At 39.1% G+C, this 24457-nt stretch carries 27 protein-coding genes; 25 read left to right on the forward strand and 2 right to left on the reverse strand.

Annotated features, from left to right (window positions below):
* The first annotated feature begins 65 nt into the window (after positions 1-65).
* Both ACLHK8_RS09810 and manA read left to right on the forward strand, forming a co-directional pair.
* Positions 66-1085, forward strand: a complete 1020-nt coding sequence (locus ACLHK8_RS09810; RefSeq protein WP_057772311.1) for a serine hydrolase domain-containing protein — start codon at positions 66-68, stop codon at positions 1083-1085.
* Positions 1086-1184: 99 nt separating this feature from the next.
* Positions 1185-2156 carry a mannose-6-phosphate isomerase, class I gene (gene manA, locus ACLHK8_RS09815; RefSeq protein WP_057772313.1) on the forward strand — a complete coding sequence of 324 codons (972 nt, stop codon included), beginning with the start codon at positions 1185-1187 and terminating at the stop codon, positions 2154-2156.
* A gap of 67 nt (positions 2157-2223) precedes the next feature.
* Here the strand turns inward: manA and ACLHK8_RS09820 are convergent, their stop codons facing one another.
* On the reverse strand, positions 2224-2928 hold the full coding sequence (locus ACLHK8_RS09820) for a type 1 glutamine amidotransferase (protein ID WP_057772315.1): 705 nt from the start codon (positions 2926-2928) through the stop codon (positions 2224-2226).
* Positions 2929-4275, reverse strand: coding sequence for a Mur ligase family protein (locus ACLHK8_RS09825; RefSeq protein WP_057772317.1), 1347 nt, complete (start codon positions 4273-4275; stop codon positions 2929-2931).
* Between the two features lie 207 nt (positions 4276-4482).
* Between ACLHK8_RS09825 and ACLHK8_RS09830 the strand changes: the two genes are divergently transcribed.
* From ACLHK8_RS09830 to ACLHK8_RS09940, 23 genes are all read left to right on the forward strand, one after another.
* The gene (locus tag ACLHK8_RS09830) at positions 4483-5073 is read left to right on the forward strand and encodes a thymidine kinase (RefSeq protein ID WP_057772319.1); all 591 of its coding nucleotides are present in this window, start codon (positions 4483-4485) and stop codon (positions 5071-5073) included.
* Positions 5073-6155, forward strand: coding sequence for a peptide chain release factor 1 (prfA, locus tag ACLHK8_RS09835; RefSeq protein ID WP_057772321.1), 1083 nt, complete (start codon positions 5073-5075; stop codon positions 6153-6155). The genes ACLHK8_RS09830 and prfA overlap by 1 nt, the downstream gene beginning before the upstream one ends.
* Positions 6148-7026: a peptide chain release factor N(5)-glutamine methyltransferase gene (gene prmC, locus ACLHK8_RS09840; protein ID WP_057772323.1), complete on the forward strand. Its 879-nt coding sequence runs from the start codon at positions 6148-6150 to the stop codon at positions 7024-7026. The genes prfA and prmC overlap by 8 nt, the downstream gene beginning before the upstream one ends.
* Positions 7016-8035, forward strand: a complete 1020-nt coding sequence (locus ACLHK8_RS09845) for an L-threonylcarbamoyladenylate synthase (protein WP_063697948.1) — start codon at positions 7016-7018, stop codon at positions 8033-8035. Before prmC ends, ACLHK8_RS09845 begins: the two co-directional genes overlap by 11 nt.
* Before the next feature lie 15 nt (positions 8036-8050).
* Positions 8051-9289, forward strand: coding sequence for a serine hydroxymethyltransferase (glyA, locus tag ACLHK8_RS09850; protein ID WP_063697945.1), 1239 nt, complete (start codon positions 8051-8053; stop codon positions 9287-9289).
* Positions 9290-9361: 72 nt separating this feature from the next.
* Positions 9362-9991: a uracil phosphoribosyltransferase gene (gene upp / locus ACLHK8_RS09855; protein WP_057772329.1), complete on the forward strand. Its 630-nt coding sequence runs from the start codon at positions 9362-9364 to the stop codon at positions 9989-9991.
* A 378-nt stretch (positions 9992-10369) separates the two neighbouring features.
* A complete protein-coding gene (gene atpB, locus ACLHK8_RS09860; RefSeq protein WP_063697943.1) occupies positions 10370-11089 on the forward strand; it encodes a F0F1 ATP synthase subunit A in 720 nt (239 codons plus the stop codon).
* A gap of 26 nt (positions 11090-11115) precedes the next feature.
* Positions 11116-11328 (forward strand): F0F1 ATP synthase subunit C, encoded by a 213-nt coding sequence (atpE, locus tag ACLHK8_RS09865; protein ID WP_046872489.1) that lies wholly within the window; start codon positions 11116-11118, stop codon positions 11326-11328.
* A 51-nt stretch (positions 11329-11379) separates the two neighbouring features.
* Positions 11380-11904 carry a F0F1 ATP synthase subunit B gene (gene atpF / locus ACLHK8_RS09870; RefSeq protein WP_057772333.1) on the forward strand — a complete coding sequence of 175 codons (525 nt, stop codon included), beginning with the start codon at positions 11380-11382 and terminating at the stop codon, positions 11902-11904.
* On the forward strand, positions 11891-12433 hold the full coding sequence (gene atpH, locus ACLHK8_RS09875; RefSeq protein WP_057772335.1) for an ATP synthase F1 subunit delta: 543 nt from the start codon (positions 11891-11893) through the stop codon (positions 12431-12433). Before atpF ends, atpH begins: the two co-directional genes overlap by 14 nt.
* 25 nt (positions 12434-12458) lie before the next feature.
* Positions 12459-13991 (forward strand): F0F1 ATP synthase subunit alpha, encoded by a 1533-nt coding sequence (gene atpA / locus ACLHK8_RS09880; RefSeq protein WP_057772337.1) that lies wholly within the window; start codon positions 12459-12461, stop codon positions 13989-13991.
* A 37-nt stretch (positions 13992-14028) separates the two neighbouring features.
* Positions 14029-14973: a F0F1 ATP synthase subunit gamma gene (locus ACLHK8_RS09885; protein WP_057772338.1), complete on the forward strand. Its 945-nt coding sequence runs from the start codon at positions 14029-14031 to the stop codon at positions 14971-14973.
* 26 nt (positions 14974-14999) lie between these two features.
* The gene (gene atpD, locus ACLHK8_RS09890) at positions 15000-16412 is read left to right on the forward strand and encodes a F0F1 ATP synthase subunit beta (protein WP_057772340.1); all 1413 of its coding nucleotides are present in this window, start codon (positions 15000-15002) and stop codon (positions 16410-16412) included.
* A 13-nt stretch (positions 16413-16425) separates the two neighbouring features.
* Complete coding sequence (locus ACLHK8_RS09895; protein ID WP_057772342.1) at positions 16426-16848, forward strand: F0F1 ATP synthase subunit epsilon; 423 nt, start codon at positions 16426-16428, stop codon at positions 16846-16848.
* A 141-nt stretch (positions 16849-16989) separates the two neighbouring features.
* A complete protein-coding gene (locus tag ACLHK8_RS09900) occupies positions 16990-17223 on the forward strand; it encodes a DUF1146 family protein (RefSeq protein ID WP_057772344.1) in 234 nt (77 codons plus the stop codon).
* A 14-nt stretch (positions 17224-17237) separates the two neighbouring features.
* Positions 17238-18527, forward strand: coding sequence for a UDP-N-acetylglucosamine 1-carboxyvinyltransferase (gene murA, locus ACLHK8_RS09905; RefSeq protein ID WP_057772346.1), 1290 nt, complete (start codon positions 17238-17240; stop codon positions 18525-18527).
* Positions 18528-18665: 138 nt separating this feature from the next.
* Positions 18666-18926, forward strand: coding sequence for a membrane protein insertion efficiency factor YidD (gene yidD, locus ACLHK8_RS09910; protein ID WP_057772349.1), 261 nt, complete (start codon positions 18666-18668; stop codon positions 18924-18926).
* A gap of 17 nt (positions 18927-18943) precedes the next feature.
* A complete protein-coding gene (locus ACLHK8_RS09915) occupies positions 18944-19162 on the forward strand; it encodes a DUF2969 domain-containing protein (RefSeq protein ID WP_057772351.1) in 219 nt (72 codons plus the stop codon).
* A 31-nt stretch (positions 19163-19193) separates the two neighbouring features.
* Complete coding sequence (locus ACLHK8_RS09920; protein ID WP_057772353.1) at positions 19194-20396, forward strand: FtsW/RodA/SpoVE family cell cycle protein; 1203 nt, start codon at positions 19194-19196, stop codon at positions 20394-20396.
* Positions 20397-20760: 364 nt separating this feature from the next.
* Positions 20761-21798 carry a methionine ABC transporter ATP-binding protein gene (locus ACLHK8_RS09925; RefSeq protein WP_063697941.1) on the forward strand — a complete coding sequence of 346 codons (1038 nt, stop codon included), beginning with the start codon at positions 20761-20763 and terminating at the stop codon, positions 21796-21798.
* The gene (locus tag ACLHK8_RS09930) at positions 21788-22474 is read left to right on the forward strand and encodes a methionine ABC transporter permease (RefSeq protein WP_057772356.1); all 687 of its coding nucleotides are present in this window, start codon (positions 21788-21790) and stop codon (positions 22472-22474) included. Before ACLHK8_RS09925 ends, ACLHK8_RS09930 begins: the two co-directional genes overlap by 11 nt.
* A gap of 68 nt (positions 22475-22542) precedes the next feature.
* The gene (locus ACLHK8_RS09935) at positions 22543-23367 is read left to right on the forward strand and encodes a MetQ/NlpA family ABC transporter substrate-binding protein (protein WP_057772358.1); all 825 of its coding nucleotides are present in this window, start codon (positions 22543-22545) and stop codon (positions 23365-23367) included.
* A gap of 119 nt (positions 23368-23486) precedes the next feature.
* Complete coding sequence (locus ACLHK8_RS09940) at positions 23487-24401, forward strand: L-lactate dehydrogenase (RefSeq protein WP_057772359.1); 915 nt, start codon at positions 23487-23489, stop codon at positions 24399-24401.
* Positions 24402-24457 lie beyond the last annotated feature (56 nt).

Consider the following 24457-nt stretch of genomic DNA (forward strand, 5'->3'; position numbering starts at 1 on the left):
TCCTTAAATATGAGACAATAATTGGGTAGTGGATTTTTTGTGCTTTTAAGTCAAGGAGAAAACAAATGGTAACTTATAAAAATACGGAAAAACAAATCGCAAAAATGGTTAAAGAGAGGATTGTTCCCGGAGTCTCTTATGCCATTATTGATCATGAGCAAATTATTCAACATGTTTTAGGACAGGCCGAATTGGTGCCGAAACAGCAAAAGTTACGGGTCGGGATGGTTTATGATATTGCTTCTTTAACGAAAGTTGTTGGAACAGAAATTGTAATTGCCCAATTAGTGGACGAAGGGTTGCTTTCATATGATGAGCCAGTTTGCACATATTTACCCAATTTCTTTGATTCTCGGGTTACCTTACGTCATTTGTTAACTCACACTTCCGGAATCACAGGCTATATTCCTCATCGCAACGAACTAAGCGAAGCAGCTCTTTTGAAGGCCTTATTCACATTAAAAATTGGATCTGGTTTTAATCGAGAAGTCGTTTATTCAGATCTAAATTATATTTTTCTAGGGCTAATTGTAGAAAAAATTTGTCATCGACCAATTCAAAATGCCATCACAGAGCGCATACTAAAACCGCTTGGGTTAAGCCAAACGACTTTTCAACCCGATCCTTTGGATTGTGTCCCAACGGAATGGACCGCACAGATGGGGCTGATTCGAGGAGTTGTGCATGATCCGAAAGCCAGAATTCTAGGAGCACATTGCGGCTCTGCGGGGCTTTTTTCGACGTTAACAGATCTAACTAAATTTGTTGGCTGGTTACTGGAACCAAAAAGAAATCCTGATGTCTTAAACTCGCAGACAATTGATCAATTGTTTGAAAATCAGACTGCAAACTCTCAGTTAGTTCGTTCTTTTGGTTGGGGACTGATCGCAAAAGAAGATGAATCACAAAAGCATTGGGTCTTAAAACACAGTGGGTTTACTGGCACAATGCTATTGGTAGATAGGGCAAGAAAGCGGGGATTAGTGTTTCTTTCTAATCGCGTGCATCCGACTTCAGATAACCAAATATATTTTAAATATCGCCAACTTGTAATTGAAGCTTTTTTGAAAGAAGGCCAAAAATAATCAAACGCTTACTGAAAGCGGTTTTGTTTTATGGTAAACTGTTAATGTAATAGCGAAAATAGCTTAAGAATAGTCGTTAAAGACAAAGGAGAGATCGTTTTGAGTGAACCATTATTTTTGAAACCTGTATTTCATGAAAAAATTTGGGGTGGCAAGAAATTAGCTACTGAGTTTGGATATAAAATCCCAAGTGACACAACCGGTGAGTGCTGGGCAATTTCGGCTCATCCTCATGGTCCAGCTATGGTCACTAATGGACCTTACAAAGGTTTAACATTGGATCAAGTTTGGGATCAGCATCGCGAGGCATTTGGAAATGCAAAGGGGGATGTTTTCCCATTGCTAACCAAAATTTTAGATGCCAATGATGATTTATCTGTGCAGGTTCATCCGGATGATGCATACGCTGCAGAGCATGAACATGAACTAGGAAAAACGGAATGCTGGTATATTATTTCGGCCGAGCCAGGGGCAGAACTTTATTATGGCCACAACGCTAAAACGCACGAAGAGTTAGCTGATTGGATTAACAACGGTAAGTGGGATAAATTGTTCCGCCGAGTTCCTGTTAAACCAGGTGAATTCTATTATGTCCCTAGTGGCACAATTCATGCGTTGGGTAAAGGAATTATGGTCTTAGAGACTCAACAGAGTAGTGATACAACATACCGTTTATACGATTTTGACCGGGTAGATAAAACAACTGGTGAGAAACGTGAACTTCATTTGCAACAATCAATCGATGTGACCACAGTGCCTCATGTTGATCCGCAATTAAATATTGAAAAGACAACGGTTGGTGATGCAGAAGTGACAACTTATGTTAAGCCACCAGTTTCACCACATTTCTCTGTTTATCAATGGTTGTTAAAGAATGGTACCGCAACTTTTAAACGTCAAGCTGCGCCTTATACCTTAGTTTCTGTATTGAAAGGTGAGGGTGAAATTACAGTTGACGGCCAAAGTTATGAAATTAAAAAAGGTGTGCATTTTGTTTTACCTTATCAAGTCAAAGAGTGGACGTTGACTGGTGATTTACAGATTATTGCCAGTGAGCCAGGAGAAGAATAAGGTCTACAATTAAAATAACGGTTAGCTATGAATTTAGAATTCGTAACTAACCGTTATTTTTATATATTTAGAATGTTGCCGGTATTTTCAAAGCTTTTTGCTGGCTAAAGTCGCTATCTGGATATTTGCGTTCTAAAGCTGTAATTAATAAATGCTTTGCTAAGCTTCCATTGCGGGTCAAAATTGGTCCATGAAAGTAAGAACCATAAACGTTTTTATAAATTACGCCTTCAGTTTTATCTTTACCATTATTACCATGGCCATTTTCAACCACTCCGAGAGGTTCTTCACCTTTACCTAAAAAGGTCATACCATTATGATTTTCAAAGCCGTGATATTCTTCTTGAGTTTGTTTATTTTTAATTAAAATGTTACCAATAAAACGATTATTATCTTGGCTAAGTGTGTAGTGGTCTAAGGCACCAATTCCCGGGATCTTTTCACCATTTGCACCAATATAATAGTGGCCTAAAAGTTGATAACCGCCACAAATGGCCAACAAAGGGCCACCATCATCAATATATTTAGTAAGTTCTTCTTTTTTGGAAGGAATATCTTTAGAAACAATTAATTGTTCATAATCTTGGCCGCCACCAAAGAAAACTAAATCAAAATTAGCAGCCTTAAAATCGTCATCTAGACTAATCACTTTGATGTTAAGATCTGTATCCATTTGTTTGGCGTAGTACTTAAGCGCCAGTAAGTTACCATTATCACCATAGGTATTCAAGAGGTTGCCATACAAATGGGCAACGTTTAAGGAATAATTCAATTAAATTCCCTCCTTAATGTAGCCGTCATCGGCCAGTTGTTTGCGTAATTGTAACATGGCTGTATAAGTTGCAAAAACGTAAACTCGTTTTGTAGGTAATTCTTTAAACTTATCAACCGCTGCGTGCAAATCAGGCTCAATCCATAATTTTTCATCGGGAACACCAGCCACTTTCAAACGGAAGGTGATATCTTTGTAGCGTTCGCCACCGGTCATGAATTGCTGAATGTTCATCTTGGGTAATTTTTCAAACTCGCCGTCCCAAATCCAACTTGTATCGATTCCGTCGGCATAGTTGGCATTTAATAGGCCAACTAACGAAAATGGCTGAGGTTCGGTCCCGACCATGTCAATAACTTGGTTTAAACCAACTGGATTTTTGACTAAAACAATGGTAATTTCTTTATCGCCAACTTGAATTTGTTCCTGCCGACCAAAAACACGTTCGTCAGGATCGTTTAAAGCTTTTGCGATGTCCTCATCAGAAACTCCCATGAATTTTCCGACTGAATAGGCTGCCAGAGCGTTGTAAACATTATAAAGGCCACCAATATGCAGATTGAACTGAGTGCCATCAATTTGAAAAGCTGAAGTCGCAGGCGTTAATTTGTCGACACTTGTTAGTTGATAATTAAGTTCAGGACGTTCAAATCCACAGTGAGGGCAATAATATTTACCAAGGTTACTGTAAATAATAAATTTATAGTGGAGGATATTTTGACAGACTGGACATAAAATTCCATCCGTATTAACATCGGCAAGCTTTTCGCCGTCCGTTTGATTATTAAATCCATAATATTGAATAGGATTGGGTAGCTCTTTTGAATGAAAAATAGAAGCATCACCATTAGCAATAATGGTTGCCTCCGGAGCCAGAGCCACACCATCTAAGATTTTTTGATAAGTGGTGTAAATTTCGCCATAGCGATCCATCTGATCCCGAAAAATATTTGTAAATACAAATGCAAGGGGCTTAATATACTTAGTCACTTTAATGACATTGGCTTCGTCAACTTCCAAAACAGCAATTTGACGGCCATTTTTTGATTTTTTCGCGGTTAAAAAGGTTGTCACGATTCCTTGTTCCATATTGGAACCACTTGGATTCGTTAAAACCTGATCGAATTTTTGGTTAAGGACTTTTACAGTCAGGGCCGTTGTTAAAGTTTTTCCGTTTGTACCGGTAATAACAATCACATCGTAATTTTTACCCAAAACTTTCAAAATATCAGGATCGATTTTTGTGGTTAGTTTTCCGGGGAGCGAACTTCCACCGTTACGAAATTTATGCAAGAACCAGTAAGCGGATTTTCCAGTGGCCATTGCAAATGAACTTTTGAGTGACATATGACTCCTCCATAAAATTGATAAAAGGGCGTGATACCCTCAATACTAAAAGTTAATTTTAAGCCCAATGGCGAAAAAAAGAAAGTTATCTAGAAAAAGAAAACTAAGAATTAAATCAGAGATGAATTTTTGGCTCTGATTGGAGATGAAATTTTCTTGGTTATCAGCTATACTGAATAGGAAGTCAATACAAAGGGAGAGACTGCTTTGGCACAGTTATTTTTTCACTACGGCGCAATGAATAGTGGTAAGTCGATCGAAATTTTGAAAGTTGCTCATAACTACGAAGAGCAGCATAAGTCAGTTGTTTTAATGACTAGTGGCATTGATACGCGAGAAAAAGTGGGTGAGATTGCAAGCCGGATTGGGTTGCATCGAACTGCGGAGCCTATCTTTGATGAGACCAATGTTTATCAACGAGTTTTAGAGTTAAATCCTGATGCAGCTTGTGTCTTAATTGATGAAGCGCAATTTTTAAAAAAACACCACATTGAGGAACTGGCCAAGGTTGTGGATGATCTAAATATTCCAGTCATGACATTTGGATTAAAAAATGATTTTCGAAATGAACTTTTTGAAGGCTCTAAATATTTATTAATCTATGCGGACAAAATTGAAGAAATGAAGACGATTTGCTGGTTTTGTAAACATAAGGCAATTATGAATTTACGTTTTGCAGATGGTAAACCAGTGTATGAAGGTGAACAGGTTTTGATTGGCGGCAATGAGGCATATTATCCAGTTTGTCGTCGTCATTACTTTAATCCACCTTTGGATGAAACGAGGGAAAGTAAGTAATGAATGATTTTATTGATAAGTTGCAGTCAGTTGAGGACCGATATGATGAGTTAAATGAACTTTTAGCTGATCCTGATGTGATTTCTGACTCACAAAAATTTACAGAATTATCTAAAGAAGAAGCAAGTATCCGCGAAACGGTGGCTAAGTTTCGGGAATACAAAAAAGTAATTAAACAGATTTCTGAAAATGAAGAGATGCAACGTGAAAAATTAGATCCTGAAATGGATGAACTTGTGAAATCTGAACTGAGTACCCAACGCGCTCAGAAAACCGATTTGGAAGACCAAATCAAAGTTTTGATGTTACCAACGGATCCAAATGATGATAAGAATATCATTATGGAAATTCACGGTGCTGCTGGTGGGGATGAAGCTAGTCTATTTGCGGCGGACCTTTTTAATATGTATTCTCGTTATGCAGAAAATCAAAATTGGAAAGTTCAAGTTGTGGATGAAAATGCCACCGAAGTTGGTGGCTTTAAGGAAATTGTTTTGATGATTTCTGGTGAGAGTGTTTATTCGAAACTTAAATACGAAAATGGCGCGCACCGAGTACAACGAATTCCTTCAACTGAATCAGCTGGACGAGTTCATACGTCAACGGCTACTGTTGGGGTGATGCCTGAAGCAGAGGATGTCAATATCGAGATTGATCCGAAAGATATTCGGACGGATGTTTATCGTTCTTCTGGTGCTGGTGGTCAGCATATCAATAAGACGTCTTCTGCTGTGCGAATGACTCATTTACCAACTGGAATTGTCGTTGCAATGCAAGATGAGCGTTCGCAGCAACAAAACCGAGTTAAGGCGATGACGATTTTAAAGGCTCGTGTTTATGACTATTACCAAACTCGTGAACAGGATGCTTACGATGCTGAGCGAAAGAGCGCGGTCGGGACTGGTGATCGTTCTGAACGAATCCGAACTTATAATTATCCCCAAAACCGAGTAACGGATCATCGCATTGGGTTAAGCTTAAACAAATTAGACCGAATTATGAACGGCGAATTAGATGAAATCATTGATGCCTTGATCTTGGATGATCAAGCAAAGAAAATGGAGAATCTTCGCAATGAATAATCCTACTTACCTAGAGGCCCTTAACTGGGCTTTTTTGTATTTAAAACCCCACAAACAAAATGGGATTGATAATGAGGGTGCTAGGTTATTATTGGCTAATATGATGCACTGGGATAATACTCAATTAATTTTGCATCATCGCGATCAATTAACGGAGAGCGTCTGGCAAGATTATCAAGAAAATATTCGCCAATATGCTGATGGCATTCCTGTGCAATATATTACTAAGCAGGCTACTTTTTATGGCAGCAAGTTGTTTGTCGATTCACGCGTCCTAATCCCACGTTTTGAAACCGAAGAATTGGTGGAGTGGGTTTTGAATGAGAATGATGAGGCGGCCCGCACAGTTCTAGATCTTGGAACAGGCTCGGGGGCCATTGCGATTGCGCTAAAAAAGCAACGACCAAATTGGCAAGTGATGGGATCAGATATTTCTGAAGAGGCCCTGCAAGTGGCTAAACAAAATGTGGATTCACAGAAAGCTGCAATTTCGCTGGTCAAAAGCGATTTGTTTCAAAACTTAAAAACGCATAAATTTGATATTATTGTATCCAACCCGCCATACATTGCAGAGTCTGAAAGAGCTGTTATGGATCCAAACGTGGTCGATCACGAACCAGGACAAGCCCTGTTTGCAAAACAGCAAGGGTTGGCCATTTATGATCAACTGAGCCAGCAAGTTGGAGTGCACCTAAATGGTGGAGGTAAACTGTACTGTGAATTCGGCTACCATCAAAAAAAGGCGCTTGAAGAATTATTTAAAACGGCTAAAACAAGCTATCAAGTAAAATTCAAAAAAGATATCACGAATCATGATCGGATGATGCGTGTGACGATCGCTAGTGAAGGGAAGTCACAAGATGAAAACTGAAATATATCATGCAGATACTATAAATGAGGCTGCAAAGCAAATTCAAGCCGGCCAGTTAATTGCGTTTCCAACTGAAACGGTTTACGGATTAGGTGCTGATGCCACCAACGAAGTGGCAGTTAAACAAGTTTATGTTGCAAAAGGGCGCCCAAGCGACAATCCGTTAATTGTTCATGTTGCAGATGTTGAGACGGTGGAGAAATATGCTCAGCCACTTTCTGAAAAGACACGTTTATTGATGAAGACATTTTGGCCTGGACCGTTAACCATTATCTTACAATTGAAACCAGATGCCTTGTCTAAAAGCGTCACTGGTGGATTAGCAACAGCGGCGTTTCGAAATCCGCGTAACCAAGCAACTCTTGATTTGATTCGGAAAGCGGGAGTACCAATTGTGGGACCTTCGGCGAATACATCCGGAAAACCTAGTCCAACAGAAGCAAAACATGTTTACCATGATTTACAAGGCAAAATTGCAGGAATTTTAGATGATGGCCCTACGCAAATTGGGGTGGAATCGACGGTCTTAGACATGTCTGGTGATGTACCAACGGTTTTACGGCCAGGTGGTGTAAGTGAGGAAAAGCTAGAAGCAGTCATTGGGACAGTCAGATCTGATCACCACAAAGTTGGCAAAGATGAAGTCCCTAAGGCGCCGGGAATGAAATATAAGCACTATGCACCAAATGCGCAAGTTTTGATTGTTTCTGATAAACTATGGCCAGAGGCGTTGCAATGGGCTGCTACACAAGCAACTCAAGTTGGCATTATGACCACTCAGCAAGTCAAAGCTGAAAATCAAATTCCTGAGAATGGAGAGTGGTTTTCTTTAGGAGACAATGTCCAATCAGCGAGTCACAACTTATTTGCAGGATTACGTCACTTTGATACAGAGAGTTCGGTTTCATACATTTTGGCTCAAGAATTCGATGAATTAGGGCTAGGCGAGGCTTATATGAATCGTCTAAAAAAATCAGCAGGACAGCAATACTTTCAAACACCTAAATAATAGGAGGCGTTTTAAATGAACTATCAAAAAGAAGATCCTGAATTATGGAATGCAATCGCTGGTGAACAAAATCGGCAGCAACACAACATTGAGTTGATCGCTTCGGAAAATATCGTTTCTCAGGCAGTTAGGGCGGCTCAAGGTTCCGTTTTAACAAATAAATATGCGGAAGGCTATCCAGGTAAGCGGTACTACGGTGGCTGTCAGTATATTGATCAAGTTGAACAATTAGCGATTGATCGGGCCAAAGAGTTATTCGGAGCTGAATATGCCAACGTACAACCACATTCTGGTTCGCAAGCCAACGAAGCTGCCTATGCGGCATTTATCAAACCCGGAGACAAGATTTTAGGAATGGATCTCAATGCGGGTGGACACCTTACGCATGGCGCTAAAGTAAGTTTTAGTGGAAAATTCTATCAATCAGCAAGCTATGGGATTGGTTTAGAAACGGAACGCTTAGATTATGAAGCAATTCGTAAGATAGCTCACAAAGAAAAGCCTCAGATTATTGTGGCCGGGGCATCTGCATACAGCCGGATTATTGACTGGCAGGCTTTTAGAGAGATTGCTGATGAAGTAGGTGCTTATTTAATGGTTGATATGGCCCACATCGCTGGATTAGTAGCGACAGGCTTGCATCCATCACCAGTTGGGATTGCCGATGTGGTTACGACCACAACGCATAAAACATTGCGAGGCCCTCGTGGAGGAATGATTCTTTCCCAAGAAAAATATGCAAAGAAAATTAATTCGGCTGTTTTTCCCACAACGCAAGGTGGTCCATTAGAACACGTAATTGCTGCTAAGGCAGTAGCGTTTGGGGAAGCTTTGAAACCAGAGTTTAAAACGTATATGCAACACGTTAAAAATAATGCGGCGAAAATGGCTACTACATTTAACGATTCACAGCTTGTTCGAGTCGTTTCCGGTGGTACAGATAATCATTTAATGACACTTGACTTAACGAAGACCGATATGAATGGTCAAGAAGTTCAAGATCTTCTGGATTCTATTTTTATCACAACTAATAAGGAAGCAATTCCAAATGAAAAGTTGAGTCCATTTAAAACTAGTGGTTTACGGATCGGGACACCCGCAATTACGACACGTGGATTTAATGAAGATGATTGTCAAACTGTCGCAGAAATTATTCTAGCGGCTCTGAAGAATCATAATTCTCCCGAAAAATTAGCTGAACTTAAAGCTCAAGTGTTTGGATTGACAGCAAAACATCCAATTGAGGTAAATTAATCAAATTACCCCTAGTTTTTTTGTGCTAAGTTAGCTACAATTGATAAAGATATTGAAGGGAGAGTGTAATTTATGGGTAAGTTCCAAGTTCTTGACCATCCATTGATTCAGCACAAGTTAACAATTATTAGAGATAAGAATTGTGGTACAAAAGTATTTAGAGAAGTTGTTAATGAAATCTCTGAGCTCATGGCTTATGAAGTTTCACGAGATATGCCATTAGAGGATGTTAAAGTCGAGACGCCAATTGGTTGGACAACCAAAAAGACACTTTCGGGTAAAAAAGTAGCTATTGTGCCAATTCTTCGAGCAGGACTAGGAATGGTTGACGGAATGTTGGAATTAATTCCAGCAGCTAAAGTTGGTCATATAGGTATGTACCGGGATGAAGAGACACTTAAGCCAGTTGAGTATTTTGTTAAATTACCAAGTGATATTAGTGAGCGACAAATTTTTGTTGTGGATCCAATGTTAGCCACTGGTGGTTCAGCAATTATGGCGATGGATGCTTTGAAAAAACGTGGTGCAAAAGATTTACGTTTAGTTTGTTTAGTTGCAGCTCCACAAGGGGTTAAGGCTTTACAAGAAGCACATCCAGATGTTGATATTTATACAGCAGCATTAGATGATGAACTAAATGAAGATGGATACATTGTTCCTGGCTTGGGCGATGCAGGTGATCGGTTGTTTGGAACTAAGTAGTTTAGTGCGCAACGACCGAGTTTTGAACAGATAAAAAGCAAAAAATAGGCATGCTATTTTCAAAAGAAAATTGATGTCGATTTTTTGCTTTTTTGGGTTTAAAATTCCATTTATTTGAAACAAATGAGAATTGGTATGATAATGCATTAAAATGGAAAGCGCTTTAACGAGATCCTTGATTTACCAAGGGATGAGGGAAGGTTTTTTAAAATAAAATAATTACCCGTTTTTTTGTGTTTTTCTTGAATTGGTGGTATTATTTCATTTGTATTTCGAATAGACATTACTGTCTGTTTATATATAATTGTTGATGTTTTAGGGCAGTTTACCTGGGAATTCTCAATAATTCATTAAGGCTATGAAAAGAGGTGATCTTCTGTGAGTGGAGACTCTGTTTCTACTTTCCAATTTTTGGGGTTAACTTTTAATACAACCAATATTATTTCTGGGTTGCTGGCGGCGATAGTCGTTTTTGTCGTAGTTTATGTACTTTCTAGAAAGCTGCAATTGAAGCCTACTGGAAAACAAAATGTTTTAGAGTGGATGATAGATTTCACAAATAATATTGTGCGTGGATCGGTTACAAATGGTGATGCGCCAAAATTTGGGTTGTATGCATTTACTTTGTTTCTGTTTATTTTCGTCTCTAACCAACTGGGAATGTTCTTACAGATTGGTTGGAACGGTGTAACCTATGTACGGAGTCCAACTTCAGATCCAGTTATAACTTTAACGCTGTCATTGATGACGTTGATGTTTGCACACTATTCTGGAGTTCAAAAGTTTGGATTTAAAGGGTACTTTAAGCATGTTTACTTAACTCCCTTTGTGTTCTGGTTACCGATTAGTGTTTTTACTGAATTAATTGACTTTCTTACGTTAGGTTTACGTATTTATGGAGTTATCTTTTCAGGAGAAATGTTATTGAAAATTATCGGAGGCATGGCGTTCTCTGGTGGACCTTTAATGGCTATTGCAGCCGTACCAATTTCATTAATTTGGCAAGGCTTCTCAGTATTCTTAGGCAGTATTCAAGCATATGTGTTCGTCACATTAACGTCGGTTTATATTTCTCAACAGGTACAGATTGAGGAATAACTAATATTTTAGGAGGATTTAAAATTATGGGAGCTATTGCAGCAGGAATCATTATGTTCGGAGCCGCTATTGGTGGTGGTATCGGTGATGCCATTGTTATTTCAAAAACACTTGAAGGAATGGCACGCCAACCAGAATTATCTGGTCAATTAAGAACGACTATGTTTATCGGTGTTGGTCTTGTTGAAGCTATGCCTATTATTGCTTTCGTTGTGGCATTGTTAGTAATGAACAAGTAGCCCAATGGAACGTAAGAACATAATTAATAGGGTAGAAGGAGGTGTCAATAGATGCTCTCACATTTAGTGTTGGGTTCTTCAAACTCGTTGTATCTTGGTGATATGTTATTTTATGCAATTGTATTCATCATTCTTATGTGGCTTATTAAGATCGTCGCATGGGGACCAGTTACTAAAATGATGAAAGAACGTGCAGATCGAATTGCTAATGATATTGATTCTGCAGAAAAATCACGTCAAGATGCAGCAAAACTAGCTGAACAACGAGAAGCAGCGTTGAAAAATTCTCATGCTGAAGCCTCTACGATTGTAAGTGACGCAAAGGATAATGGGAATAAACAACGTGAGCAGATCGTTTCAGGCGCTCAACAAGAGGTACAGACACTTAAGCAAAATGCTCAAAAGAGTATTGAACAAGAGCGAAAAGATGCACTTAAGGGTGCTCAAGATGATGTGGCTAGTCTATCTATTGAAATTGCTTCTAAGATCATTCAAAAAGAATTAAACGCGCAGGATCAAAAGCAGTTGATTGATTCTTATATTGAAGGGTTGGGGAAGCAAAATGAGTCTAGATAAGATGACAATTGCCAAACGATATTCAAAAGCCCTGTTTGATTTAGCTGTTGAAAAAGATCAGCTTGAGGCAATTCATGAAGAATTGCAACAGATTGATCAAGTTTTTACTGACATTCCAGATCTAAATCAGATCTTAGATGATGTTCGTTTAAATGGTGAACAGAAATCAGCCATCGTTAACAATTTAAAGAAGGATGCCTCTGTTTACGTCAAAAACTTGGTTCAAATGCTTTACGATTACGGACGCATCAGCAATATTGCTGATATTATTGAACAGTTTAACGGGCTTTACGCTGAATATAATCGGATTGTTTATGCAGATTTGTCTACTGCTGTTGAAATTGATGCAGATCAAAAGAAACGTTTAGCAGATAAGTTTGCCGAAAAAATAGGTGCCAAGCAAGTAATCATTAACAGTGAACTTGATCCAAGCATTATTGGCGGGGCTGTACTAAAATCAAACGGTTTAGTATATGATGGCAGTATCAGTTCGAAAATGGCGAAGATTAAAAAAATGCTACTTAAATAAGATTTTGTAAAGAGGTGAAACTTTTATGAGCATTAAATCTGAGGAAATCAGTGCTCTAATTAAACAACAATTAGAAGGCTATCAAGACGAGCTTAATGTCGAAGAAACAGGTACTGTTACATATGTTGGTGATGGTATTGCCCGTGCTCACGGCCTGGATAATGCATTGGCTGGTGAACTTCTAGAGTTTTCTAATGGTGTCTACGGAATGGTTCAGAACCTTGAATCAAATGACGTCGGAATTGTTATTCTTGGCGGTTACGATGATATTCGTGAAGGCGATACTGTTAAGAGAACTGGACGGATCATGGAAGTTCCAGTTGGTGACGCCTTAGTTGGTCGAGTTGTGAATACACTTGGACAACCGATTGATGGTAAAGGCGAAATTAAAACGGACCACACACGGCCAGTTGAACGAAAAGCACCTGGCGTCATGGAACGTCAATCAGTTAGCGAACCTTTACAAACTGGGATCAAGGCCATTGATGCCTTAGTTCCAATTGGTCGTGGTCAGCGTGAGTTGATCATTGGGGACCGTAAAACTGGTAAAACATCTTTAGCAATCGATACAATTTTGAATCAAAAAGATCAAAATATAATTTGTATCTATGTGGCGATCGGCCAAAAGGAATCAACTGTGCGTACGCAGGTTGATACCCTCGAAAAGTATGGTGCTATGGACTACACAATCGTTTTAAGTGCTGGCCCATCTGAACCAGCTCCAATGTTGTACTTGGCACCATATGCTGGTGCAGCAATGGGTGAGGAGTTCATGTTTAACGGCAAGCATGTTTTGATTGTGTATGATGATCTTTCAAAACAAGCAGATGCTTATCGTGAACTTTCCTTGATTTTGAGACGTCCGCCTGGTCGTGAAGCTTATCCTGGTGATATCTTCTATACTCATTCACGTTTACTAGAACGTGCAGCTAAATTAAATGACGAACTTGGGGCTGGTTCAATGACAGCTTTACCATTCGTTGAAACAAAGGCTGGAGATATTGCCGCTTATATTCCAACAAACGTAATTTCTATTACTGATGGACAGATTTTCTTGGATAGTGATCTATTCTATTCAGGAACACGTCCAGCGATTGATGCCGGATCTTCTGTATCCCGAGTTGGTGGGGATGCTCAGATCAAGGCTATGAAGCGTGTAGCTGGTACATTACGTTTGGATCTTGCTTCTTATCGTGAATTGGAATCATTTGCACAATTTGGTTCTGATTTGGATGATGCCACAAAAGCTAAATTAGCCCGTGGTAGTCGGACCGTAGAAGTTTTGAAACAACCATTACACAAACCACTTGCTGTTGAACATCAAGTTTTAGTTTTGTATGCGTTGACTCATGGATTCTTGGATAAGGTTGCTATTGATGATGTTTTGCGTTTCCAGGATGAATTATTTGATTACATCGATGGTTCACATGATGATTTGCTAGATGTTATTCGTAAAACTGGCGACTTACCAGATACTGACAAATTTGATGCTGCAATTCAAGAATTTGCAGATCAATTTCAACCTACAAAAGTAGAAGACGAAAGTGCTTCTAAATAAAACATATGCTTTAATTGACAGAAAGTGGTGAGTATAAATGGCAGCTTCAGAACAAGACGTTCTCAGACGAATTGATTCCACTAAGAAGACCAGTCAAATTACCACTGCGATGCAAATGGTTTCGACTGCAAAGTTGAATCAGATTCAAAAGCATACTTTCGGGTATCAGGTTTATGCAGAAAAGGTTGAGAGCATTGTTGCTCATCTTGCTAAGTCACACTTGATTAGTGCTAATGCAGCTGCTGGAGAGAAAAGTTCTGATTCTTCAGACAGTATATCGGCCACTGATTTGTTACAACAAAGACCAGTAAAAAAAGTTGGTTTTTTAGTAATTACATCAGATCGTGGTTTAGTTGGTAGTTATAATAGTTCAGTCCTTAAACAGACTGAAGATTTTATTAAAGCTACTGGTCATTCTGCTGAAGATAGTGTGATTTTAGCTGTGGGTGGTACTGGTGCTGATTTTTATAAAGGACGCGATATGAACGTTGTTTATGAATTCAGAGGTGTGAGCGATGTGCCGACTTTTAACGAAGTTCGTGAAATTGTTCAAACCGCTACTTCAATGTATTCAAACCAGGTTTTTGATGAGCTTTATGTTTGTTATAATCATTTTGTAAATCGCATAACAAATAGATTTCATTCAATTAAAATGTTGCCAATTAGTGATGCTTTGGTAAAAAGTCAGGACGAAAAAGAAGAGCAGGGTAAAAAAGAATTAATGCCAGAATACGAAACAGAACCTTCAGAGGCTGTTTTGTTGCAGGATATTTTACCTCAATATGCTGAAAGCTTAGTTTATGGTGCTATTCTTGATGCCAAAACTGCTGAACATGCTTCAAGTTCAACAGCGATGCAGACCGCTTCTGATAATGCTAAAGATTTAATATCTTCACTACAATTGCAATATAATCGTGCACGACAAAGTGCGATCACCACCGAAATTACTGAAATTACTGGTGGCCAAGCTGCACAAGAATAAATTTAGATGGGAGGAATTAACTAATAATGAGTACTGGTAAAGTTGTCCAAGTTATCGGACCTGTTATTGACGTTGAATTTCCTCTGGATGGTAATTTACCTGATATTAATAATGCTTTGAACATCAAAAAACTTGATGGTAGTATCCTAGTTGCCGAAGTTGCGCTTGAACTTGGTGATGGCGTTGTTCGGACAATTGCTATGGATGGTACTGATGGTTTACAGCGTGGGATGGAAGTTGAAGACACAGGTTCTTCAATTACAGTTCCCGTTGGTGATAAAACATTAGGTCGGGTTTTCAACGTCCTTGGAGAAACAATTGATAATGGTGAAAAATTTGGACCAGAAATAAAACGTAATCCTATTCATCGGGATCCACCTAGTTATGATGATTTGAACCCCAGCATGGAAATTTTGGAAACAGGAATCAAAGTTATTGATTTGCTTGCTCCTTATATCCGTGGTGGTAAAGTCGGATTGTTTGGTGGTGCCGGTGTTGGAAAAACTGTTCTAATTCAGGAACTAATTCATAATATTGCACAAGAACACAATGGTATTTCTGTATTTACGGGTGTCGGTGAACGAACTCGTGAAGGAAATGATTTGTACTTCGAAATGAAGGCATCGGGTGTTCTTGAAAAAACTGCCATGGTGTATGGTCAGATGAACGAGCCGCCTGGTGCTCGTATGCGGGTTGCTTTAACTGGTTTAACCATTGCGGAATACTTCCGCGATGTTGAGGGTCAAGATGTGTTGTTATTCATTGATAACATTTTCCGATTCACCCAAGCTGGTTCTGAAGTATCCGCGTTACTTGGCCGAATTCCATCAGCCGTTGGTTATCAACCAACTTTAGCTACTGAAATGGGTCAACTTCAGGAACGAATCACTTCAACGAAGAAGGGGTCAATTACCTCTATCCAAGCTGTATATGTTCCTGCCGATGATTATACTGATCCTGCTCCTGCAACAACATTCGCCCATTTGGATGCAACAACCAACTTGGAACGAAGCTTAACTCAACAAGGAATTTATCCTGCCGTTGATCCTTTAGCTTCAACTTCAAGTGCCTTGGATCCATCAGTTGTAGGCGAGGAACATTATAAAGTCGCTACTGATGTTCAGCATGTTTTACAACGCTATCGTGAGTTGCAAGATATCATTTCTATTTTAGGAATGGACGAATTGTCTGATGAAGAGAAGACAATTGTTGCTCGTGCACGTAGAATTCAATTCTTCTTATCACAGAACTTCTCTGTTGCTGAACAGTTTACTGGTCAACCTGGATCTTATGTTTCAGTTGAAGACACAGTAAAAGGTTTCAAAGAAATTCTTGAAGGAAAATATGATGATCTTCCAGAGGATGCCTTCCGTCAGGTTGGTAAAATCGAGGAAGTTGTTGAGAAGGCTAAGAAATTAACTAGTGCCGCTAGTAAATAAGGGGGAATTCTAATTGGCTGATAAAGCAGAATTAACCGTTAGTATCGTGACTCCTGATGGTCAAGTATATGATGGAACTTCCACCATGTTGGTTGTCAAAACTAAAGATGGTCAGCTAGGAATCATGCCTAACCATGTTCCCATTATTGCGTCGCTAGCAATTGATGAAGTCCGGATTCAACATGAGGATTCTACTAAAGAAGATGCAGTAGCTGTTAATGGTGGTTTTGTTGAGTTCTCGAACAATACTGCTACGATTGTGGCTGATACTGCTGAAAATGAGTCTGATATTGATGTTGCTCGAGCAGAAAGTGCGCGTCAAAGAGCTCAAGAAACCATTCGAAAAGCTCAAGATGCCCATGATAATTCACAGTTGCGGCGTGCGCAGATTTCCTTGCGACGGGCTGTTAACCGAATTAATGTTTCGAAACATTAACATTAGAAATTTAGAAGTCATACAACGATATGTTGTATGGCTTTTTTTATTGTTTATTAATTTATTAAAGTGAGAGTCTGACGCGAATTTTAAGCCTAGATATGATACTATTGTAATAAATCATAAGTTAAAGAGGCAATTATGAATTTATTTGGAATTCAATCATTACTAACGTTGATCTGCTATTTTTTCTTTACCTTTATTTCTTTTTGGGCAATTCAGGGAATTCACTTGGAAAGAATTTTACATGTTTCTAATCCAAGTCAGTATAAGGTTCTGATTGTCTTGTTTTCGATTGGACTAGGGTATTTAAGCAGTTCGTTTTTCTTAGAGTTAATTAATAACATCAGAAATTTAGGATACTTATTAAAATAGTGGAGGTTTCAGTCGTGGATAAAATTATTGTTAAGGGCGGCAATCGTCTTAAAGGTGTCGTTAAAATTGAGGGAGCTAAAAATGCTGTCCTCCCAATTTTGGCAGCCAGTATTTTGGCTAGTGAGGGACAACTAGAGCTAAGCAATGTGCCGATTCTTTCAGACGTTTATACAATGAACAATGTTTTACGTTTTCTAAATATTGATGTGGAATTTTTAGAGGACCAACATGAAATCAAAATGGATGCCACTAAAAAAATCTCTACAGAAGCTCCATTTGAATACGTTTCTAAGATGCGGGCGTCTGTAGTTGTTATGGGACCACTACTGGCAAGAACAGGTCATGCAAAAGTAGCGATGCCTGGAGGCTGTGCAATTGGTACGAGACCAATTGACCTTCATTTAAAGGGTCTCACTGCTTTAGGAGCGCATATCACTCAAAACGATGGATACATAGAAGCGAGTGCGTATAAATTAGTTGGTACTAACATCTATTTGGATTTTCCAAGTGTCGGCGCCACTCAAAATATAATGATGGCCGCAACCTTGGCAGAAGGCACAACAACAATTGAAAATGCTGCTTGTGAGCCTGAGATTGTTGATTTAGCGATGGTTCTAAACAAGATGGGGGCACATGTTACGGGTGCCGGAACAGAAACGATTCGAATTGTTGGTGTCGAACACCTTCATGGAACGACTCATGCTGTTGTTCAAGACCGAATTGAAGCCGGTACTTTCATGGTGGCCACTGCTGCAACACAAGGGGACGTGCTAATTCAGGATGCAATTTCTGAGCACAATAAACCATTGATTTCTAAAATGCGTGAGATGGGCGTGAAGGTGATTGATGGCGACGATGGAATTCGAGTTATCGGACCTAAAAAACTTAATCCTGTTTCAATAAAAACATTGCCACATCCTGGTTTTCCAACGGACATGCAACCACAAGTTTCTGTTCTTCAGTTGCTGGCACAGGGGACGAGTACACTGACAGAAACGGTTTTTGAAAATCGATTTATGCACTTAGAAGAACTTCGTCGAATGAATGCTCAATATAAGATTGAAGGATCGTCTGTGATTATGCATGGACCAACGAACTTTAGTGGTGCGGAAGTTGCAGCGACTGATTTACGGGCCGGTGCTGCTCTTGTGATTGCCGGTCTTGTGGCTAAGGGTTATACACAGGTTACAAATTTGAAGTACTTAGATCGTGGATATTATAATTTCCATGGTAAGTTGAGTGCATTAGGAGCCGAAGTTAAACGCGTTTCGGACACTAGTACAACTTTGACAGTTAAAAATTAAATTTGCGGTCGATTAAAAATGCGAAATTTGCATGGTTAATTGACCGTTAATTTTAGACAAAATAACGCTAATTGTGTTTTTGAGTGTGGCGGTAATATGCTATAATAGGCTTTTGGATTGGTCAAGGGGGACAGCAGAATGAAACATGTCTTTTTAATGGTAGTTCGATTATATCAAAAATTAATATCACCTTTGTTTCCACCGAGCTGTCGGTATTATCCAACTTGTTCTAATTACATGATTGTAGCTCTTCAAAAACAGGGAGCTATAAAAGGTAGCTTGATGGGGACAGCCAGAATTTTGCGTTGCAATCCTTTTGTAAAGGGTGGCTATGATCCGGTGCCGGATTATTTCACCTTAAAACGAAATCCGCATCCAGATGAGAAAATATTAAATTAATTATTGTGGAGGAAAACATGTCAAAAAAACAACAAAGTGTAAAAGTACAATTAGAAGAAAAAGAAGTTCAGGGACAAACTATCCAACAGGTTTTTATTGCTAAAAATTTGGTTGGGGAGATTACACCACAGCAAAATGAATTTGCCACCCATCTGATTGGTGGCGGAGATTTCGTGGCTAAGTCACTTGATGATGCAGTTGAATGGGTGTTACAGGAATATAATTTACATCAATAAATGGAAATTGGCCTAAGGAAGGATCTTTGTTTTGGAAAACGATTCACGAATTCGAAGACGGGAAGGCGATTCCCGAATTGATTACGGTATTATTTTTTCTGTTTTAATGCTAGCTTTAATTGGGTTAGCTTCTATCTACGTGGCGGCCACGCATGATACTAGTGGGGTAAGTGTCAGAAGCCAGGTAGTGTCCCAGTTGATTTGGTACGTTTTGGGGGTAACCCTGGTTGTTGTTATTATGCAGTTTGATTCAAAACAACTGTGGCGATTGGCACCTTATGCCTACTGGTTTGGAATTTTTCTCCTTGTGGCAGTGCTGTTTTTGTATAGTAGATCTTATGCGGCAAGTACCGGTGCCAAAAGTTGGTTTGCCATTGGATCATTTACATTTCAGCCTTCTGAGGTTATGAAGCCCGCATACATTTTAATGATGTCAAAGGTCATTACTGATTTTAATGCTGAACACAAAAAACATACGATGCGTTCAGATTGGCGTTTAATTGGTCAAATGATTTTATGGACTTTACCAGTGCCAATTTTGCTAATTTTGCAACATGATTTTGGAACGATGCTCGTGTTTATTGCAATTTTTGCCGGATTAGTAATTGTATCTGGCGTAACTTGGAGAATTCTTGTGCCAACGTTTGTGACGGCGACAATTGTGGCTAGCGGGACCTTAATGTTGGTGGTGAGTGACTGGGGCCGGAGTCTTCTGTCTCATGTCGGGTTTGAAAGTTATCAGTTTGACCGAATTGATACTTGGTTACATCCAGCAACAGATACAACTAATTCAGGATATCAATTATGGCAGAGCATTAAGGCCATTGGTTCTGGGCAATTTTTCGGTAAAGGATTTAATGTGTCTAATGTTTATGTTCCCGTTCGAGAATCAGATATGATTTTTTCCGTTATTGGTGAAAATTTTGGCTTCATTGGTAGTGTGGTTTTAATTCTGCTGTATATGCTTTTAATTTATCAAATGATTCGGGTAACCTTTGATACAAAAAATGCATTCTATGCCTATATTGCGTCTGGTACAATCATGATGATTCTTTTCCATGTTTTTGAAAACATTGGGATGAACATCGGTTTATTGCCACTAACTGGGATTCCACTTCCGTTTGTTAGCCAAGGGGGATCAGCATTGATCGGGAATATGATTGGAATTGGACTAATCATGTCCATGCGGTTCCACCATGATTCCTACAGCAGATTACAACGGACCGATTTTTAGTTTAAAAATTAAAATTAACAGTTGACAGATTAAAAATGAGTGAGTATACTTCATTTAACAGCAAAACATTAGAACAAGATGAGTAGATTGAATCCTTACTTTAAGAGAGTTCCTAAGGGTGAAACGGAACAGTAAGTTCAATTGAAGATGGTCTTGGTAAAACAGGTATTTACGAGCATTTTGTGAGTAAGTGCTGGGTGCGCCCCTTATAGCGTCAGAGTTGTTTGACTCGTTAAGGCTAGCTTTGTGAGAAGTTAGTAAATTTGGGTGGTAACACGGAAGAGAAGTCTTTCGTCCTGGTTGATTTATTTCAGCAGGGCGGAAGACTTTTTTGTTTTGTTAAAAGAAAGAGGAGGTTGATTTTTTGATAGAGTTTAAAGATGTTTCTAAAACCTTCACCACAGATAAAGGTACTGTTCCAGCAATTAAAGATGTGAATATGAAAATTGAAGATGGTGAAATTTTTGGGATCGTGGGTTATTCTGGTGCTGGTAAAACCACGTTAATCCGCATGCTCAATGGTTTGGAAACTCCGACAACTGGGGTAGTTACCGTAAATGGGACAGAAATTTCGAATCTTAAGCGAGGCGATTTACGTAAGAAACGTCATAAGATTGGTATGATTTTTCAGCATTTTAATTTACTTTGGTCACGCACAGTCCAGAAGAATATTGAGTTTCCATTGGAAATTGCAAAAATTTCAAAAGCTGAACGTCACAAAAAAGCTGAGGAACTCATTAAGCTAGTTGGTTTGGAGGGTAAGGAAGATGCATATCCTTCTGAGTTGTCAGGTGGCCAGAAGCAACGGGTTGGCGTCGCTCGCGCTTTAGCCAATGATCCAGAGATTTTGTTATCTGATGAAGCAACTAGTGCTTTGGATCCACAAACAACAGATGAAGTTTTGGACCTTTTACGAGATATTAATAAACGATTAGGAATCACCATCGTCTTAATCACTCACGAAATGCACGTAATTCGTAAAATTTGTGACCATGTAGCTGTTTTAGACGGTGGCGGTATTATTGAATCAGGTCAGGTTTTGGAAGTGTTTAAGCATCCACAACAAGCTATTACAAAACGATTTGTTTATTCTGAAGCAGCACCTTCACCAGAAGATACCAATGTGGTTGTGGAACAATCACTTAAAGAATATCCAAACGGTAAGATAATCCAATTAACCTTCCATGGTAATCAGGCCAATTTGCCGATTGTTTCCGAAATTATTCATAAGTTTCCTAAGTTACGAATCAGTATTATTGAAGGAAATATCCATCAAACCCAAGAAGGGGCGATTGGATCACTCTTCCTACAATTGATTGGAGATCAGCCTGATATCGAAGGGGCATTGGATTATCTGAAAACCATGCGTGTTGAAACCGAGGTGATTGAAAATGGACGGTAATACAGGATATTTCGACTTTAAAAACGTGGATTGGAACCAGATGGGTAGTGCTACTTGGGAAACCATTTGGATGACCGTGGTCTCCATCGTGGCGGTTGCCATTTTAGGTTACTTTATTGGATTGTTACTCTTTGAAACGAGTGGGAGTCAAAGTTTCATTGTCCGTGCAATCAATTGGTTGGTGGCTCTTTTTGTCAATGTCTTCCGATCAATTCCTTTCATCATTTTGATTGTTTTGTTGCTGCCTTTCACAAAACAAGTGGTGGGAACAATTATTGGACCGGTTGCCGCGTTACCTTCATTAATTATTTCTGCGGCGCCATTCTATGGCCGAATGGTAGAGCTTGCATTTCACGAAATCGATCGTGGAGTTTTAGAAGCCTCCGATGCGATGGGTGCAAGCCAGTGGCAAATCATTACAAAAGTTTTGTTACCAGAAAGCTTGCCGGCCCTAATTTCGGGAATTACAGTAACAGCTATTTCACTGATTGGTTATACCGCAATGGCCGGAGCAATTGGTGCTGGAGGCCTTGGAAACTTGGCTTATCAAGAAGGTTTCGAAAGTAGTAACAATACGGTCACACTGGTTTCCACAGTTATTATTGTTTTAATTGTTTTTGCATTCCAGTTTGTCGGCGATTTTGCAACAAAGAAAGTTGACAAACGGGTGCTTTAAACAAATTTGTATGGCAGGTAGATTTTACGAATGTAAAATAACCATTAATTTATAGGAGGAGTTTGATTATGAAAAAAGGAAAGATTTTTAGTTTGCTAGCAGTCGTCGCAACTGCGTTCTTATTGGTTTCTTGTGGTAAGAAATCAAGTACAGGTTCAAAAACAACCACAATTACTGTTGGGGCTTCTGCGGTGCCACATGCTCAGATTTTGAAGCATGTTCAACCTGAGTTGAAAAAAGAGGGCGTTAATTTAAAGATCAAAGTATTCCAAGATTACGTACTCCCTAACAAAGCGTTAGCAGGTGGCGATATTGATGCCAATTATTTCCAACACATTCCTTTCTTAAAACAATGGAATGCCAAGAATAAAGGTAACTTGATTAATGCTGGTGCTGTTCATTTGGAACCAATTTCAGTTTTTTCAAAGAAATATAAGAGTTTGAAAGATTTACCAAAGAACGCAACTGTCCTTGTAAGTAGTAACACACCTGACTACGGTCGAGTTTTGACAATCTTTAAGGATGCAGGCTTAATTACAATTAAGAAGGGCGTTGATATTACAAGTGCAACATTTAGTGATATTGCCTCTAACCCAAAGAATCTGCAGTTCAAGCATAGCTACGAACCAAAGTTGATGCCTCAATTGTACAAAAATGATCAAGGCGATGCCGTTGTGATTAACGCAAACTACGCTGTTCAAAGTGGCTTGAACCCAATCACAAAATCAATTGCGATTGAAAAATCATCATCACCATACAAGAATATTATTGCTATTCGTCCAAACGAAAAAAACAATAAGGCTATCAAGAAATTAGTTAAAGCTTTACAATCAAAGAGTACACAAGATTGGATTAAGAAACATTACAAGGGTGCTGTTTTACCAGCCAAATAAAACAGTATACAAGTGTTTAAAGGGACCAGCGAAGTTAATTATTTCGCGGTCCTTTTTTCATGTTGACCAAAAGCTGTAAAATGGTACGATAAACTTAATAAAGAGAAAAGGGTGTTAGTATGCGTAAATTTGGAATTATTGGCTTAGGAAACGTTGGACGAACGGTAGCATATACTTTGGTGACCAAAGGGATTGCTGATTCATTGGTTTTGATTGATAAAGATCAAAAAAAGGCTCGTGCGGAACAATTGGACTTACAAGATGCACAAGCAAGATTATCTACAACCACGCAAGTTTCAATTCAAAACTATGATGATTTGAAAGATGTTGAAATTTTGTATATTTCAGCGGGAGACATTTCAATTTCAACAAATGGTGGCGATCGTTTTGATGAGTTTAAATTTACAGCAGCAGTTGTGAAAGAAATTGCACCAAAGATTGTGGCTTCTGGGTTTAAGGGGATCATTATCGATATAATGAATCCATGTGATGCCGTGACAAGTTATTTACAAAAACTCACTGGTTTCTCCAAGCAACGTGTTTTTGGAACAGGAACCTTCCTCGATACCGCTCGGATGCAGCGGGTGGTTGGCGAAAAGTTAAATATTAATCCACGCAGCGTGGAAGGGTATGTGCTTGGCGAACATGGGAATACGCAGTTCGTTGCCTGGTCAAGTGTACGGGTTCAAGGAAAAGCTATTAAAGATTTACCTGAAGCCAAAGATTTTGATTTTGATGCCTTGGCTGATGCTGCTAAACAAGGTGCCTGGGAAGTTGCCTCTGGAAAAGGATTTACTTCCGATGCAATTGCCACTTGCGCTGTAAGCCTTGGACAGGCTGTGTTATCAGATGCGCGGATCGTTTGCCCTGTTTCTGGTTATAGTAGCTTATACGATACGTATGTGGGCATTCCTGCCATTGTGGGCAAGAATGGAATTGAATCAACAGTCACATTGCCTTTAAATACAGATGAACAGGCCAAGTTTGCTAATTCTGCTCAAATGATTCATAATAGTGTCGCAAAATTGAACTAAATTCTTGATAATTACTTTCTACTAGCCTTTAAACTGAAACCAAATCCCGATGGGAC

Origin of the sequence: Pediococcus sp. M21F004 (genome assembly GCF_051122535.1) — a bacterium.
Lineage (GTDB): Bacteria > Bacillota > Bacilli > Lactobacillales > Lactobacillaceae > Pediococcus > Pediococcus inopinatus.